Source organism: Rhodococcus sp. MH15 (assembly GCF_019266045.1).
Classification (GTDB): Bacteria; Actinomycetota; Actinomycetes; order Mycobacteriales; family Mycobacteriaceae; genus Rhodococcus_F; species Rhodococcus_F qingshengii.
In genome coordinates this window covers 191,682-206,477 of record NZ_LPNP01000060.1, presented here as the reverse complement: position 1 = coordinate 206,477, position 14,796 = coordinate 191,682, and the positions used below count along the sequence as shown (strand labels likewise).

The 14,796-nt window shown below is 65.0% G+C and carries 8 protein-coding genes; 4 read left to right on the top strand and 4 right to left on the bottom strand.

Annotation, left to right across the window (positions count from 1 at the left end):
• Nucleotides 1-15 precede the first annotated feature (15 nt).
• The 4 genes from ATN37_RS07630 to ATN37_RS07615 all read right to left on the bottom strand — a co-directional run bounded on the left by ATN37_RS07630 (nucleotide 16) and on the right by ATN37_RS07615 (nucleotide 6,999).
• Complete coding sequence (locus ATN37_RS07630; RefSeq protein WP_042452237.1) at nucleotides 16-1,356, bottom strand: S1 family peptidase; 1,341 nt, start codon at nucleotides 1,354-1,356, stop codon at nucleotides 16-18.
• A 109-nt stretch (nucleotides 1,357-1,465) separates the two neighbouring features.
• Nucleotides 1,466-2,716: a hypothetical protein gene (locus tag ATN37_RS07625; RefSeq protein WP_218694968.1), complete on the bottom strand. Its 1,251-nt coding sequence runs from the start codon at nucleotides 2,714-2,716 to the stop codon at nucleotides 1,466-1,468.
• Nucleotides 2,717-2,827: 111 nt separating this feature from the next.
• Entirely contained in the window at nucleotides 2,828-5,263 is a 2,436-nt protein-coding gene (locus tag ATN37_RS07620; RefSeq protein WP_064114246.1) for a LuxR C-terminal-related transcriptional regulator, read from the bottom strand.
• A 14-nt stretch (nucleotides 5,264-5,277) separates the two neighbouring features.
• Nucleotides 5,278-6,999: an Hsp70 family protein gene (locus ATN37_RS07615; protein ID WP_218694967.1), complete on the bottom strand. Its 1,722-nt coding sequence runs from the start codon at nucleotides 6,997-6,999 to the stop codon at nucleotides 5,278-5,280.
• 335 nt (nucleotides 7,000-7,334) lie between these two features.
• On the opposite strand from ATN37_RS07615, the gene ATN37_RS07610 reads away from it, so the two are divergent.
• The 4 genes from ATN37_RS07610 to ATN37_RS07595 all read left to right on the top strand — a co-directional run bounded on the left by ATN37_RS07610 (nucleotide 7,335) and on the right by ATN37_RS07595 (nucleotide 14,793).
• A complete protein-coding gene (locus ATN37_RS07610; protein WP_007726688.1) occupies nucleotides 7,335-9,632 on the top strand; it encodes an IniB N-terminal domain-containing protein in 2,298 nt (765 codons plus the stop codon).
• Between the two features lie 123 nt (nucleotides 9,633-9,755).
• The gene (locus tag ATN37_RS07605) at nucleotides 9,756-11,624 is read left to right on the top strand and encodes a dynamin family protein (protein WP_007726689.1); all 1,869 of its coding nucleotides are present in this window, start codon (nucleotides 9,756-9,758) and stop codon (nucleotides 11,622-11,624) included.
• Nucleotides 11,621-13,105 (top strand): dynamin family protein, encoded by a 1,485-nt coding sequence (locus ATN37_RS07600; protein WP_054187122.1) that lies wholly within the window; start codon nucleotides 11,621-11,623, stop codon nucleotides 13,103-13,105. Before ATN37_RS07605 ends, ATN37_RS07600 begins: the two co-directional genes overlap by 4 nt.
• Before the next feature lie 104 nt (nucleotides 13,106-13,209).
• Entirely contained in the window at nucleotides 13,210-14,793 is a 1,584-nt protein-coding gene (locus ATN37_RS07595; RefSeq protein WP_218694965.1) for an MFS transporter, read from the top strand.
• Nucleotides 14,794-14,796: the final 3 nt, after the last annotated feature.

Genomic DNA, 14,796 nt, shown 5'->3' with positions numbered 1-14,796 from the left:
TGAATCAGTGGTTGGTCAACCTGCAGTGCGGACGCGGATTCCGGCACCGACACCGCCACCGGAAGCGCGATCCGCCGCGTCGAGGATGTCTCCGACCGGAATACCCAGATTCGAGGTTCCACCGGAGGTCGCCAGTACCAGGTTCGCTTCGTTGCAACTGGGTGCTCCGCTGCTGTTGGAGCCGCTGGTGATGCCCAGAGCCAAGGTTCCGGAGACGATGGCGCCGCCACTGTCCCCGGCGAGGGTGCACGCGGTGCCGGCGAATCCGCGAACGGTTCGTGAATCACCGTCCGCCATGACCAGTTGAGTTTCGACGCGATCGGCTGCCACGACACCACAGGTGAAGGACGACGTCTGGCCGGACTTGCAGATGGGAGCGCCGATCACGGGACGTGCCGTTCCGGTGATCGCGAGGGTGGTCCCGTTGGCACCGCGGACGGCAGCACGGTCGAGGCCCGCGTCGATGCCGGACTGGTCGAACTTGATGACCGAGTAATCGAGATCGCCGGCGTTGTTGCCGACGGAAGACTGTGAGAATGCTCCGATCAACTGACTGTCGTCGACGTTCGCGTGATTCGGCAGGTAGACGGGCGACTTCGAACCCTCGGCCGGATTGCAGTGTCCGGCACTGATATTGAGAGCATTGTTCTGATCGTCGACGGCGTTGAACCCGAACGAGCAGACCGAGATGTTCTCGGTCGGTGTCTCGCGAATGGGGCCTGTCGACGTGATGTAGGTGTCGCCGCCGAGTGCTCCGGGATCAACCGATCCGCCACCGTCCGGGCTGAGAACGATCTTGGTGTTCTCGAGCAGGGTCGGAAGATTGAGCGCCTGCCCGACGGGGCTGTTCGCGACGTCGATGACGACCTGGTTGTTCAGGACGTCGATAGTCGCCGAATTGACTGCGCGTGAGATTTCCTTGGGCAGCCCGGCAATCCATCCGTTGACGTCGGCCAGCGTCTTCTCGAGGGTGTCGGCGGAGACGGGGGCGACGTGCGTGCGGTAACCGTCGTCGGCCGCGATGCGTGCAGCTTCGGTGGTGGTGACGGCTACGACGGGTTGACCGTCGAGTCCCATCCACGAGCCGGCGTAGTCGCCAGGGCGCTCGGACTTGAATTCCTGGGCGTATGCACCGAGTTCCTGAGCTTTGGCAGCGCGGTCCAGATACTCCTGTGGGGAGATCTTCAGATCGCGTGTGATCGCCTCGACCAGCTCAGCCGGAAGCTGATCTGCCCCGAGCTGTTCGACATGCGTGTCGGAGGCGGGCTCTGCCGATGCCGTCGTGGTGAATGGAGCTGCGAGCAGTAGTGCCGAGGCGCCGACCACAGCGGTGCGGATCGCCAACGAGTTACGCATGAAATCCCTTCAAGTCCCCGGCACCGAGCCGGTAGGTACCGCACCCACCATAGGGGAAAAGTTTCGACGAGGAATATGTGCCTGTTGTCGGCAAGTCGAATTATTCTGTCTAACTTGGCATTCCGGGTCTCGGGGCCAATGGCATGACGGGCATGTCGGGATTCGGAACCACCGGATCGGTTGTGTCGGTCGGGTTGGACGGCTGCGTCGGCGTTGTCTGTGTATCAGTGGGGTCGGTCACGGCGGGAGTGTCCGGGGTATCCGGATCGACCGGATCCAGCGGTCCGACGACCGGCGGCAGGTTCTCGATCCGAAGGGGATCGATCTGGATGGTGATCGGCGATCCCTGTTGCGCGGGGACGTTCGCCGTAGTGGATTTCTCTGTACCGGTGCCCGGACTCACCGGAATGGGCTGGGATTCGGATGAGGTCGATTCTGCTTCGGATGCCCACGACTGCGCCGTCGGCTGCGCGCCGAGAGCGGGTACTTCCGGTGGAGGTGAGGTCGCTGATTGCGTGCCTGTCCCGGATGAACTCGTCGGGGTGGCAGCTGTGTCCGTCCCGGGGGACAGGGAAGATTGTGCGTCGAGAATCCTGGGTGCTGAAATGGTCGGAGTGTGTCCGATGATGACCGCGGCCGCGCAACCCGACACCGTCAGAAAGACTGCGGCGGCTGCTGCGGCGATGATCGGTCGGCGCTCCGACCGCCACTGGCGATTCAGCCAACCGTCGATGCTCGGTTCTTTCGTGACCGGTGCCTCCACGCCGGATTCCGGCTCCGGTTCGATCAGAGCGAACGGCGGAAACTCTTCGGGGGTGTCCTCTGGCTCGGCAAAATCGGTTGGCTGGGGTTCGGGACAGGTAGAGGTGATCGAGAAGGGTGCGGCCAACGCTGCGGCTCCGCGAGCAGCACGGTCGTCGGCGTCAGGATCCGCGAGCCAAGCCGCAGAGGCTTCATCTTCTGAAATCAGTTCGACGCCGTCGAGATTCATGCTGTCGAGTGCGCCGCGCAGTACGTCGATTGAATCGCTCGACCAACCCGCGGGGATCACCGCAGAGATGTTCAGGTTCTGATCGGTGAGTGTTCGGACTTCCTTGACCAGGCAATACATCGCTGTCGCTACCAGTTCCTCCCCTCGCGTCATGTGCTCGGAGAAGTTGTCGGTATCGTCGGTGCCGACCCTGTCGAGGAACCCGCGCAACCCGGTGGACCCCGCCGCGGTTCCGCCTAGCTGCACGGTGCCGTCGGGGGCGTGGTGCAGAACCGATTCGCGTTCGAGGGTCACCAGCTCCGAGTCAGGTCTCGCGATCGCAGCAATGCTTCGTTTGTTGCCGACGGCGAGTCCGACTCCCCACTTCATAGCGATCCCCGTTTCACAGTTACCGAACTTTGCTCGGCAGGCATGTCCTGATTCCTGTGAAAACTATCACTTAAACGGATATATGCAACCCTCTGGACAATATGCAGCTAACTACTTGTTCGGCGGTGTCATGCTGCGAAGGATGGTGAGCAGTTCCGAACGAGACTGCGCCCCGACGCGCCGCTTGATCCGTGCGACATGGTGCTCGACGGTTTTAGCGGAGATGTAGAGGCGTTCGCCGATTTCCCGATACGTCAGTCCGACGACGACGAGTTCGGCAACTTCTTGTTCGCGCTCGGTCAACACCGACGGTGGCGCCGCACTTGTGGCGGTATCGGTTGCACTTGTCTCGGCCGTCGACGTTGTGCGTAGCGAGCGCGCAACGTGGAGCAGTGCCGTGGCCGATTTGGTGTCCGGGGTGCGCAGCGCTGCTTCGCCGGCGAGGCGAGCGGCGTCCCACGGGAGTCCGATCCGACTGAGCGTTCGTGCGGCGGCTTCGACACCGTCTGCGTCGACGTTGCCTTGCATCAGTAGGAGCCACTGGCGTCCGGCGATCGCCAAACCGGCTGCGTAAGTGTGAGTTTTGGCTGATTCGGCGAGTGTGTGGGCGTGTGGGAGGAGATCGGCCGGCGACTGCGAGAGGATCGACGCCTGGACGCCGTACCAATGCAGCGGCGACGACCACAGCGGCGGCTCGCCGAGCGCGCGGAGGAGTGAGCGCGCGTCGTCGACGAGATGCTCGACCTGCTCGGTCTCCTCGAGCCGTACTGCCGCAAGCCACAGTTCGCCGATGGGAAGCAGATTGAACAGATCAACGCTGCAGGACGAGAGGGTGCCTGCCGCGCCCGACCAAGCTCGACGCAGCTGGGCGAGATCGCCGGAACGCCGAGCGAGACCCACGATCAGAGCATGCAGAAACAGTGCGTCACGCTCACGGAGGGGGCCGCGGACTACCTCCTGCGGTAGGTCTTCGAGAATCGTGTCCTGCCCGCGGACCATCGCGATCCAGGCGCCGAGAAGGTGAAGTCGCGCCCACGTGTGGCTGCTTGCGTCGTCGGCGGCGATCGCGGACGTGACGACAGCGGCGGCCCGTTCATGGGCGCCGTTGTGCAGGAGTGCGAGAGCTACCAGCGCCGGGGCGGAATCAGGCTGGAATTCAGATGTGTCGGCTCCGCCGGGGAGCGAGAGTGCGCGCGACATCGTGTTGAGCGCACTCGGTGCGCTCCCGGTGACCGATTGCATCAGTCCGTTGGCCAGTGTGGTAGCGCCGACCGTCGAGCTCGACGGTGATCCGGTGTGTCCGGTGAGCGCCGCGTTCGCATCATCGACCTTGCCGATGCCGAGGAAAGTGATTGCGGCGAAGGGGGATTCGTTTCCGGTGCGCCCTGGCCCCAGCCAGGTGTAGAGATCTGCAGCGGCGCCGAGTTGGCCGCATGCTGCGGACGAAGCTGCGCGGATTCGCACCGCCGCAGCCAATCTCGCGTCGTCGAGATCGGGTGCGGCGATGACGGAATCGGCCAGACGGCAGGCAGTGTCGAGGTCACCACTGCGAGCCGAGACCTGGGCGTACAGCAGCGTGTCGGCCACGCCGAGAGGCTCGATCGAATTCACGCGGCGAAAGAGATCTGCCGCGACCGCCGGCGTGCTCGCCTCGACTGCGTCTCGTAGTACACCCGTGAGATCGCGGTGGCGGATTCCGGAGTCGAAAAGTCTTCGTGCTGTGTCGATATCGAGGGTTCTCGTGTGTGCGCGTGATGCGACGATTCTGATCAGCTCGCTGCGGATACGCCCGGTGCTCGTCGACTCGGCGAGCACGCTCGCGACGAGTGGTGATCGCGAACCGAACAGTCCGGTCGCCAGTGCCCGGTCGAATGCAGCTGTGAGGCTGAACTTCTCCTGTCCCAGATCGAGCTCGAAGGCGTCGATGTCCGGGACGGCGAGTGAAACTTCGAGGATCTCGCGCTCGATCGGATGCAGAGCGGTGACCTGGTGGAGGATGTGTGTGCGTATGGCGTTCGGCATTTCCAGGCGGCCTGCCGAGGCGGCGGCGAAGTACGCTTCGATCGCCCCGAAGGAACCACCGGACAGATGCTCGAGCGCCACCACGGCGCGGTCGTCGAGCGGGACTCTTCGCTCGGCCGCGATCTTCCGAATATCGTTTCGGTTCAACGGGTTCAGATGCAACACGGTGCCGAAACTCGAGATGTTCGAGTAGATCGGTGCGAGTGGTGGATCGATCCGATCGGAGGCTACGACAACTCCGAGGTCGTCACGTTGGACAAGCTCTTTCAGGGCACGGATTTCATCGGAGGTCAGAGCTTGCGCGTCCGCGATCACCACAATCGCGTCGGCGGGGACGTCATGCGTGACTGCGGTGACCACGGGCTTGTCACCCGATTCGATTCGCTTCCGTACAACCCTCGTCACTTGGGGCCGAGCGCTGGCATCGGTCCCGGTGACGAACAGGCGCAGTGGCGATGCAGTCAGGTCGACGTCGCGCAAAAGTCCTGCGATGAACGACGATTCGGTGCCGTTGTCACGGTTCATCGAAAGACCGCCGGTCAGCGGATCGGTGCGGTGACGCCGCCGACGACACCACCGACCACGTTTCCGACACCACCGACGACGTTACCGAGACCTCCGACCACGCCGCCGACTCCGTTGCCGACACCGTCGACCAGACCGCCGACTCCGTTTCCGATGCCGGTCGCAGCGTCACCGACACCGGTCCCGACGCCGGCTCCAGGCGCGGGTGCTGGTGCCGGGGCGGGAGCAGGTGCGGGCGCCGGGGCGCCGGGTGCGGCAGGTGCAGGCGCCGACGGAGCGGTCTCGCCCGGTGCGGGCGAGGATCCCGCCGGTGCGCCGGCAACCGGAACTGCCCCCGGCGCCGTCGTCGAGCCGCCTGCGGCAGCAGGAGAACCGGGCTGATTGCTTTGAGTGCCGTTGTTCGCAGTCGTGGATCCGGTGCCTGCCGCTTCCGCTGCCGTGGTGCTGCCGGGAGTAGAGCCCGCGGTGGTCGAAGCGGTCGAGGAGGTGGACTCGCTGGTGGTGTTCGCCGAACTGGACGGAACGTTGATCTTGTCCATGGCAGTTCCGATTCCGAGCCCGCCTGCGGCGAGCACGATGAATGCTCCCACCACTGCAGCAACGACGCCGACCCTCGACGAGCGTCGAGTCGCCGTGTTCTCTTCTTCGGTCGGCTCGGCAAGCAACGGAGTGGAGAAGGCGGGAACTGGTGCGGGCTTGCGAGACGGCTCGGCGGGAATCACTGCAGTGGCGGCGGCCGGTACTTGCGAGTCTCTGGCGTCGAGTGCGAGGGCCGCGGCGCCGGACGCCGCGCACGACGCTGGATCGGCGTCGGCGATCACCGGGACACGAAGCTCCGCGGACAGTAGTTCGGCGACAAGGGGAATGGACGAGCTTCCGCCGGCCAGGACAACCTGATTGACGTCACTGGACTCGACGCCGGCAGATCGCAGGCTTTCGCGAACCAATGCCACCGATTCGGTGAGGGCGGGCCGGATCAGATCTTCGAGTTCGGAACGAACGAGTCGAACGTCGCTGACGGCACCGGGAAGCGCCACGCGGGCAACGGTTTCCGTCTCGGTGGAAAGTTCCTCCTTGGCTGCGCGGGCATGCTCGCGCAGAGTTTCCAGCGCTGCAATCGTCTCGGGTGCAAAGGGATCAAGGGTTGCGAACTGGTCGGAAACCGCATCGAGCAGGTGAACGGTGACGAGGTGATCGAATTCGTCGCCGCCGATGTCCTCGCTGCGCAGCGGCTTACCGAAGATCTCGCTTCGTCCGTCGGTCGTGGACATCATCGTGACGTCGAGCGAGCGAGCACCGAGGTCGTAGACGACGGTCAGACCGTCGCTGACGACAGTTCCGGAAGCGGCGAGCCACGCCATGACGGCTGCGGGTTCGGCGACGAGAGTCGCCCCGTGAATTCCGACGTGGTCCAGAGCGGACTCCATGGTGCGTGCCGTGTGGCGGTTCCACCCCACCGGGTGAGCCAGGACGACAGTTGGCCCTTCGTTACCGCCTGCCTGGTCTACCAGTGCGCCGACCGCTGTCGCCGCGAGAGCCTCGCCGCGGTACTCGGTACCGTCGGCCGCAAGTATCGGAATCGGGTCTCCGACGCGCTCGACAAATCCGGTGATGACGGATCCGTCGTCCAATTGCAGCGCACTGGGTAAGCGGACCTGTTGCGTTTCACCGGTCGAGCCGTCGGTGACAGCTACGAGAGTGGCCGAACCGATGCTGATGCCGAGCCCTGCCGCCATGAACGAACTCCCCTGGTCGTGGGCGACAGAAGGACTGTCGCGGTTGTCTGCGATGTCGGTTTCAGGACCTAGATCGTTACCGGATCGGAGGCGTCGCGACGAAGTAGGGGACCGATCCCCTAATCGGGGCAAATCCCCTATTCCGACCGGGCGTAGCCCAATGGGGGGCTTCCCCACCTGTCCCTGGAGAAGAGGGGGGTGCTCCCCGTTGGCCCCAGTCGCAAAAGTTCTTAGCGTTGATTCCACTCGCTACCTCTGGCAGCGCACCAGTTTCCGGACCACCGGCAACTACCCACCGGCAACAACCCGGTCAACGAACTTCAGGAGAACCCGCCATGGCAACGAACGCCGTACTCGAATTCATCCTCGGGCTACTTCGTGACGACGAGGCAGCTGCCAACTACTGCGCCAACCCGACCGCGGCACTCGATGCTGCCGGTCTGTGCGACGTCAGCCCCGCCGACATCGTCGCGGTCGCTCCGCTGGTGGCCGAGTCCGGACTCTTTGCCGGTGGTGGCGCCGACCTGTCCGCGATCGTCAACGCCGGTGCGTCCGCTGCCGGTGCAATCGGCGGTGGTCTCGGACTCGGCGGTGGTCTCGGTGGTGGACTCACCGGTGGTCTCGGTGGTGGCCTCGGCGGCAGCCTGGGTCTCGGCGCCGGTGCAGGAATCGGAGTCGGAGGCGCCCTCGGCGGCCAGTTCGACCTGGTCGGCGACTTCGCAGCAGCCCTCAGCGCTGCGCTTGCCATCGGTGGCGAGATCAGTGCCGAACTCGGCGCAGCCTTCGGCGCTGTGATCGAAGCCGGTCTCGGTTTGGGCGGCGCACTCGATCTCGAAGGAGCTCTCGATCTGGGCGCACAGCTCAGCGCGGCTCTGGGCGGCGCCCTCGGTGTGACCGGCGGCCTGACTGCGGAGCTGGGAGCAGCCCTCGACGCCGCGATCGGCGCAGTCGGCGGACTCGACCTGACGGCAGGGCTCAGCGGAGCTCTCGCACCCGTATTCGCCATCGGTGGTGACCTCGGAGCCGATCTCGGCCTGGCTCTCGGTGGACTCCTCGGCGGCGCAGCAGACCTCAGCGGTCTCCTTGACATCGGCGGCGAACTGGGCACGAGCCTGACCGGCGCACTGGAATCCGCTCTTGCACTCGGCGGCGGCCTGGATCTTGCCGGCGCTCTGACAGGCGACCTCAGCACGGCATTGTCCGGCGCGCTCTCGGGCGTCCTGGGAGCCGGCGGCACGATCGGCGCCGATCTGGGTGCATCGCTCGGCGGCGTCCTCGGCGCGATCACGGATGTCAGCGTTCTCACCGATATCGCGGGCGGCCTCGATCTCGGTGCTGCCCTGAGTGGCGCCCTCGGCGGAGCACTCGGCGTCGGCGGCGGTCTGGAAACTGCATTGGGCGGCGCACTCGACGCAGCACTGGGTCTCGGCGGCGGACTCGACCTCGACGCCGTACTCGGCGGCGGAGCAGACCTCGGCGCGCAGCTCAGCGCGGCACTCTCCGGCGCCCTCGGTGCCGGGGGAACGGTCGGAGCCGACCTGGGTGGCGCACTCGGTGGACTGCTCGGGGGAGCACTCGACCTCGAAGGCGGTCTCGGCGCAGACCTCGCGGCAGCTCTGGCCGGAGGCGCGAATCTGTCGACGGCCCTCGAGGGTGTTCTCGGTTCGGCACTCGGCGTCGATGCCGGGCTCGCGGGCGGTCTCGGCGGCGCTCTCGACGCAGCGCTGGGCGCAGGCGGACTTACCGGAATCGACCTCGGTGGTGCACTCGGTCTGGGCGGTGAAGCAGGCTTGGCAGCCGGTGTCGCTGCGGCTCTCGACACCGCCCTCGCAGGTGCAGGCGGCTTGGGTGCTGTCGGTTCCGTGGGCACGGACCTGACCGGCGCGCTGGACGGTGCGCTGGGCGCGGGCCTCGGGCTGGGGGGCTCTCTCGACAGCGTTCTCGGTGCCGAAGGTGCACTCGGTGGAGCGCTGGACACGGCACTGAACCTCGGCGGAATCGACACCGGTTCGATCGGTGCCGACTTGCCCTCCGTCGACCTCGGCGCTGTGAACCTCGGCCCGATCTCCGCTGAACTGCCTTCCGTCGACCTCGGAAGCATCGCGGCAGAAGGCCTGAACCTCGGCGGTGTGACCGGCGACCTCGGAGCAACTGTGGGCGGCGCGCTGGACGCAACAGCAGGTCTCGACGCAACAGCAGGTCTCGACGCGGCCACGAACGCTGCGGCTGGTTTGGGTGGGTCGCTCGGCGGCGCACTGAACGGCGTCACCGATCTCGGTGGATCGCTCGGCGGGGCTGTCGGAGCAGTCACCGACGTGACCGGTTCGATCGGAGCCGACGCAGCCGCAGCTGCCGGTGGCACAGTCGACGGCGGCGGTACCGTTGGCGGCGGTGGAGTCGCTGACCTGGGCGGATCCCTCGGTGGAGCAGTGAGCGGAGTGTCCGACCTGACGAGTTCGTTGACCGGTGCGCTGAACCCGTGGTCGTCGATCGATGCGACCGATGCTTTCGGTTCGGGTTCCACTTCGGGTCTGAGCGCCGATACCGAACACTCGCTCTTCGCCGAGGATTCGGTTGCAGCGCCGGTCGATCACATCGACCCGGTTGCGGTTGTCGATCACCTGCATCCCTGATCTGCTGACGCAGGAACTGAAATCGGTCAAAATGACCTGATGTAACAAATCCGGCCCTGCGTGCGCTATGCGTTCGCAGGGCCGGATATTCGAGTCGGGAAGAATTGCGGGTCAACGTAGCTCATGAGTGATTCAGCGAGTCAGGTAAGCAGCCGGAAGGCGCGCGTCGCGTCGTCGACGGCGTCGTTGCTCGAACGAACAGCCGTCGTGGCGAAGGATTTCGGGCGCACGGATCTGGTGCGCCGACTCGAGAACGCTCAGGTGAGAGTCAACGACCCGCGTATTCGCATCGTGGTGGTCGGACCCCTCAAGCAGGGCAAGAGCCAGTTCGTCAATTCTCTGCTAGGCATCGACGTGTGCTCGGTCGGTGACGACGAGACCACGGCCGTGGCGACGGTAGTTCAGTACGCGGAGACCGCGGTCGCCGAACTGATTCTCGCCGATCCGGGTGCGGCGCCCATTCGGGTGCCCCTCCCGCTCGAGGAACTGATGGGGATCACCCCGGCCACGCCTCGCGCCGAAGGGCGTGAGGTTCTGCGTGTGGAAGTGGGTGTTCCCAGTCCGCTGTTGGCCGACGGTTTGGTTCTGATCGACACCCCTGGTGTCGGCGGTCATGGAAATCCTCATGCTGCAGGAACATTGGGATTGATCACTGCGGCCGATGCAGTGTTGGTTCTGTCGGACTCCAGCCAGGAGTTCACCGAACCGGAGCTGGGATTCATCCGCCAGGTCGTCAATCTGTGTCCTGCGGTAGCCGGGCTGATCAGCAAGACCGATCTGTACCCGCACTGGCGGCAGATCCTCGACGCCGATCGCGGACATCTCCAGCGTGCCGGGTTGGATCTGCCGCTCATTCCGATCTCCTCGGTACTGCGCTCGCACGCGCTGAGGCTGGGGGACAAGGAACTCGAAGCGGAATCCGGATTCTTGGACCTCTATCAGTTCTTGCGGGACAACGTCGTTGCGCGTGCCGAATCGAATACTCGACGCGCAGTTGCGATGGATGTGCGTTCTGCGGCAGCGCATCTGACGTTGGAGATGGGCAGTGAGCTTGCGGCGCTGAAGGATCCGTCGACCGCTCAGGCAGCGGTCGCGGGACTGCAGCGTGCCCGGGCAGCGGCCGAGGAACTGCACAAGAAGACCTCACTGTGGCAGCAGAGCCTCGGTGACGGCATCGCAGACCTCGCCGCCGACATCGATCACGACCTCCGGGACCGGTTGCGCCGGGTGACCCGCCAGGCCGAGGAGACGGTCGACGAAGGCGATCCCGGTAAGGACTGGGACGTCGTGGGGGAGTGGCTCGAACAGGAGATCGCCACCGCGATCGGTGACAACTTCGTGTGGGCGCATGATCGCGCACAGTGGCTGGCAGAAGTTGTGGCGCAGCACTTTGCGGAGACCGGTGACGTCGCGCTCCCGCATCTCGACGTCGCCGACACCGACGGTTTCCTGGAACCGGTCGGTGCATTGGCGGACCTCGAATCCGGCCGAATCGGCATCACTCAGAAAGTCCTGGTCGGCATGCGCGGCTCGTACGGCGGCGTGCTCATGTTCGGCTTGATCACCACGATGATGGGCATGGCTCTGGTCAACCCGATCTCCATCGGCGCCGGGGTTCTGCTGGGCACTAAGGCTTATCGTGAAGACAAGCAGGCTCAGGTGCTCAAGCGTCGCGCTGAGGCGAAAGCGGCTATCCGACGGTTTGCCGACGACGTCAGCTTCCAGGTGGGCAAGGAGTCGAAGGATCGCCTACGCCTGGTGCAGCGGCTGTTGCGTGATCACTTCACCGACATCGCCGAGCAGGCGCTGCGCTCGATCAACGAATCCCTCCGCGCCACTCAGGAAGCCGCGCAGTTGGAGTCGAGTGAACATGCCGCTCGGATCAAGCGTCTGGAGACCGACATGCGCGTCGTCGCGGAGCTCGACGCCGTTGCCGGAACGCTGATCGGCGAAACTCCCGCTCCTGCCTCGGCAAAGGTGACCAACGCATGAATGCCACGACCACCGTGACCGCAGTGGAGTCGGCACACGCCCTGATCGACCACGCCAGACGTGCCTACGCCGATCAGCCGCAGACGCGCGCCCAGTTGGAAGAATGTGCGGCCAGGCTCGACGAGCCACTCCGGGTGGCGCTCGCCGGCTCCCTCAAAGCGGGTAAGTCGACGCTGCTCAATTCGCTTGTCGGACAGGATATAGCGCCTACCGACGCGACGGAATGCACACGCGTCGTCACCTGGTATCGGAACGGGACGACGCCGCAGGTGACCGCGACGGCCGAGAACGGTGCCAAGTTCAACGTGCCGGTGACGCGCCGCGACGGCAGGCTCACGTTCGATCTGGGCGAGTACACCGCAGACTCGGTGGACCGCATCGACGTCGACTGGCCGTCTTCGGCATTGGCTCGTACGACGATCATCGACACACCGGGCACCTCGTCGCTCTCGACCGAGGTCTCGGCCCGCACCTGGGACATGCTCGTTCCCGACGGTGAGGCACCGGGCGCGGATGCAGTGGTCTACCTCCTGCGGGCTCTCAACGCCAGTGACATGCAGTTCCTCGGGAAGATCGCGGATCACGTGGGCGGAGAATCCGGGCCACTCGGAGTGATCGGAGTTCTCTCGCGTGCCGATGAGGTCGGCGCAGGCAGGCTCGACGCGTTGTCTTCGGCGAAGGACGTCGCGGCGCGATTTGCCGAGGAGTTGGAGCGAACCGGCCTGTGCCAGTCGGTGGTTCCGGTGGCAGGTCTGCTCGCGCTCGCTGCTCGGACGATGAGGCAGAGCGAGTTCGCGGCCTTCTCGGCGCTCGCGCAGGTTCCGGCCGAGGATCTGAGCCTTGCGCTCCTCTCCGCGGATCGCTTTGCCAGGCAGGACAGTCCGCTGCCGGTCGATGCGGCCATGCGGGCGCAATTGGCCGATCGGTTCGGGCTCTTCGGAATTCGCCTCGCCGTGACGTCGATCAAGTTGGGGGCCACTGATTCACCGTCCCTGGCGGCCGAATTGTTGGAGCGCAGCGGCCTGGACGAACTGCGTCAGGTGATCGACGTTCAATTCGGGCAGCGGGCAGATCAGCTCAAATCGCACACGGCGCTGGTGACGCTGGGAAGAATCCTCGAAGCCGATCCGAGCGAGGAAGGCGATCAGATCGCGGCGGAGGCGCAACGGTTGCTTGCCGATGTTCACGGCTTTCACGAACTTCGCCTGCTCGGGCGTCTTCGTTCGGTACACACGGATCTGCCACCCGACGACCTGGCACAACTGCAAAGACTGATCGGCGGCTACGGAATCCGGGCAAGTGACCGGTTGGGCTGCGAACCGGAAGAATCGCCGGAGGTGCAGCGTGCGCGGGCCACGGCGGCTGTCCGCAGATGGCGCGAGTTGTCCAGACATCCGCTCTTCGACAGGTTCACCTCGCGCGCCTGCCTGGTCGCCGCCCGCAGCGCCGAGGGCGTCCTGGCTGAAATTGTGCCCGAATAGGGACCCGTTCACTATGCGAGCGCCGGACGAGGGTTCTATCTTGAGTTCGGGATGATCCGGACATAACTCCCAGGTTCGGGTCCCACCTCGATGGGAGCACGCGCATGGCGAGTGACATCAAGTCCGCTTCACCGGATCGAGCCACCCTCGTCCTGGGGACGCTCATCCTGGTCGCTGCGGTCGCGAACCTCAATCTCTCGGTCGCGAATGTCGCTTTGCCCGATATCGGGCGGGCTTTCGACGCCAGTCAGACGCAACTGAACCTGATCGCGGTCGGCTACTCGCTGGGCCTGGCCGGAACGGTGCTCTACCTGGGGGCCTTGGGAGACCGATACGGCCGCAAGATGTTGCTGGTCACCGGCATGGCGCTGTCCATTCCGGCGTCGATCGTGGCGGGATTCGCCGGGAACTTCGAAGTGCTGTTCCTCGCTCGGATAGTCGGAGGCGTCTCGGCAGGTCTGGCGTTCCCGACCACGCTGGCAATCATCACGGCGTTGTGGGCCGGACCGGCACGAACCAAGGCGATTGCCATGTGGTCGGCAATCGGTGGCGCGATTTCAGCACTCGGTCCGATCGTCTCGGGGGCGCTGCTCGAGCAGTTTCACTGGGGTTCGGTCTTCTTCGTCACCCTTCCCTTGGCCCTTGTGGCACTGATCTGTTCCCTGGTGTTGGTTCCCGCTCACGTCAACGAGACGACCGAGCGAGTCGATCACCTCGGCGGCATAGTGTCGATCGTCTTCATCGGGGCGCTGGTATTGTCCATCAACTTTGCGCCGGTGAAGGGTTCGGGCACGTTGGCTCTGGTGCTCGGGGCGATAGCAGTTGTCGCGGGTATCGGGTTCTTCCTGCAACAGCGACGCGCGGTCAATCCGCTGTTCGATCTTCACGTAGCTGCGCGCCCGACCTTCTGGGTCGCGGCGGTGGGTGGGTTGGTCGTGTTCGGTTCGCTCATGGGCGCGATGTTCATCGGCCAGCAGTTCCTGCAGAACGTCCTCGGGTACTCGACGCTGGCAGCCGGTGCGGCGATCATTCCGGCTGCGCTGGCGATGGTGATCGTTGCGCCGCGCTCGGCGACCATGATCGAAAGGTACGGCGCCCGCGTCACGCTGCTCGCCGGCTACCTGTTCGTGGTTCTCGGGTTGTTCGTCGCGCTGTTCCTGTGGAACGAAAGCACACAGTATTGGCAGGTCGCGCTGGCCTATGCGCTTGTCGGCATCGGCGTCGGTCTGGCCGGCACACCGGCATCGCGTTCGCTGACCGGATCCGTTCCCGTGCACCGCGCTGGTATGGCGTCGGGAACCTCGGACCTGCAACGCGACCTGGGCGGCGCCATCATGCAGTCGATTCTCGGCGGAATACTCACGGCCGGGTACGCAAAATCGTTGGGAAATGCGATCTCGTCCTCGCCGAACGCATCCGAAGTGACTCCCGAAACTCAGGCCGCGCTCACCAAATCCTTCTCCAGCGCCGAAGTTCTGGCGGATCGCTACCCGCAATACGCGGAGCAAATCATGACCGCCGCCAAAAACGCCTTCCTGGACGGGGATACAAACGCCTACATCGCGGCGATCATCATCGTGTGTGCCGGTGCCGCGGTGGTGACGTTCTTCTATCCGCGTCGCGAGCGCGAACGAGTCCTGCTGGCGCAGTACGCGGCGGAATCCGATCTAGCCGCGGAGAAGAGTTGAGCG

What these genes read in the sequence shown, in the direction of transcription:
- ATN37_RS07620 (WP_064114246.1), bottom strand. Translation starts at nt 5,263, where the DNA reads ATGAACCGTGACAACGGCACCGAATCGTCGTTCATCGCAGGACTTTTG.
- ATN37_RS07605 (WP_007726689.1), top strand. Translation starts at nt 9,756, where the DNA reads ATGAGTGATTCAGCGAGTCAGGTAAGCAGCCGGAAGGCGCGCGTCGCG.
- ATN37_RS07600 (WP_054187122.1), top strand. Translation starts at nt 11,621, where the DNA reads ATGAATGCCACGACCACCGTGACCGCAGTGGAGTCGGCACACGCCCTG.
- ATN37_RS07625 (WP_218694968.1), bottom strand. Translation starts at nt 2,716, where the DNA reads ATGAAGTGGGGAGTCGGACTCGCCGTCGGCAACAAACGAAGCATTGCT.
- ATN37_RS07615 (WP_218694967.1), bottom strand. Translation starts at nt 6,999, where the DNA reads ATGGCGGCAGGGCTCGGCATCAGCATCGGTTCGGCCACTCTCGTAGCT.
- ATN37_RS07630 (WP_042452237.1), bottom strand. Translation starts at nt 1,356, where the DNA reads ATGCGTAACTCGTTGGCGATCCGCACCGCTGTGGTCGGCGCCTCGGCA.
- ATN37_RS07610 (WP_007726688.1), top strand. Translation starts at nt 7,335, where the DNA reads ATGGCAACGAACGCCGTACTCGAATTCATCCTCGGGCTACTTCGTGAC.
- ATN37_RS07595 (WP_218694965.1), top strand. Translation starts at nt 13,210, where the DNA reads ATGGCGAGTGACATCAAGTCCGCTTCACCGGATCGAGCCACCCTCGTC.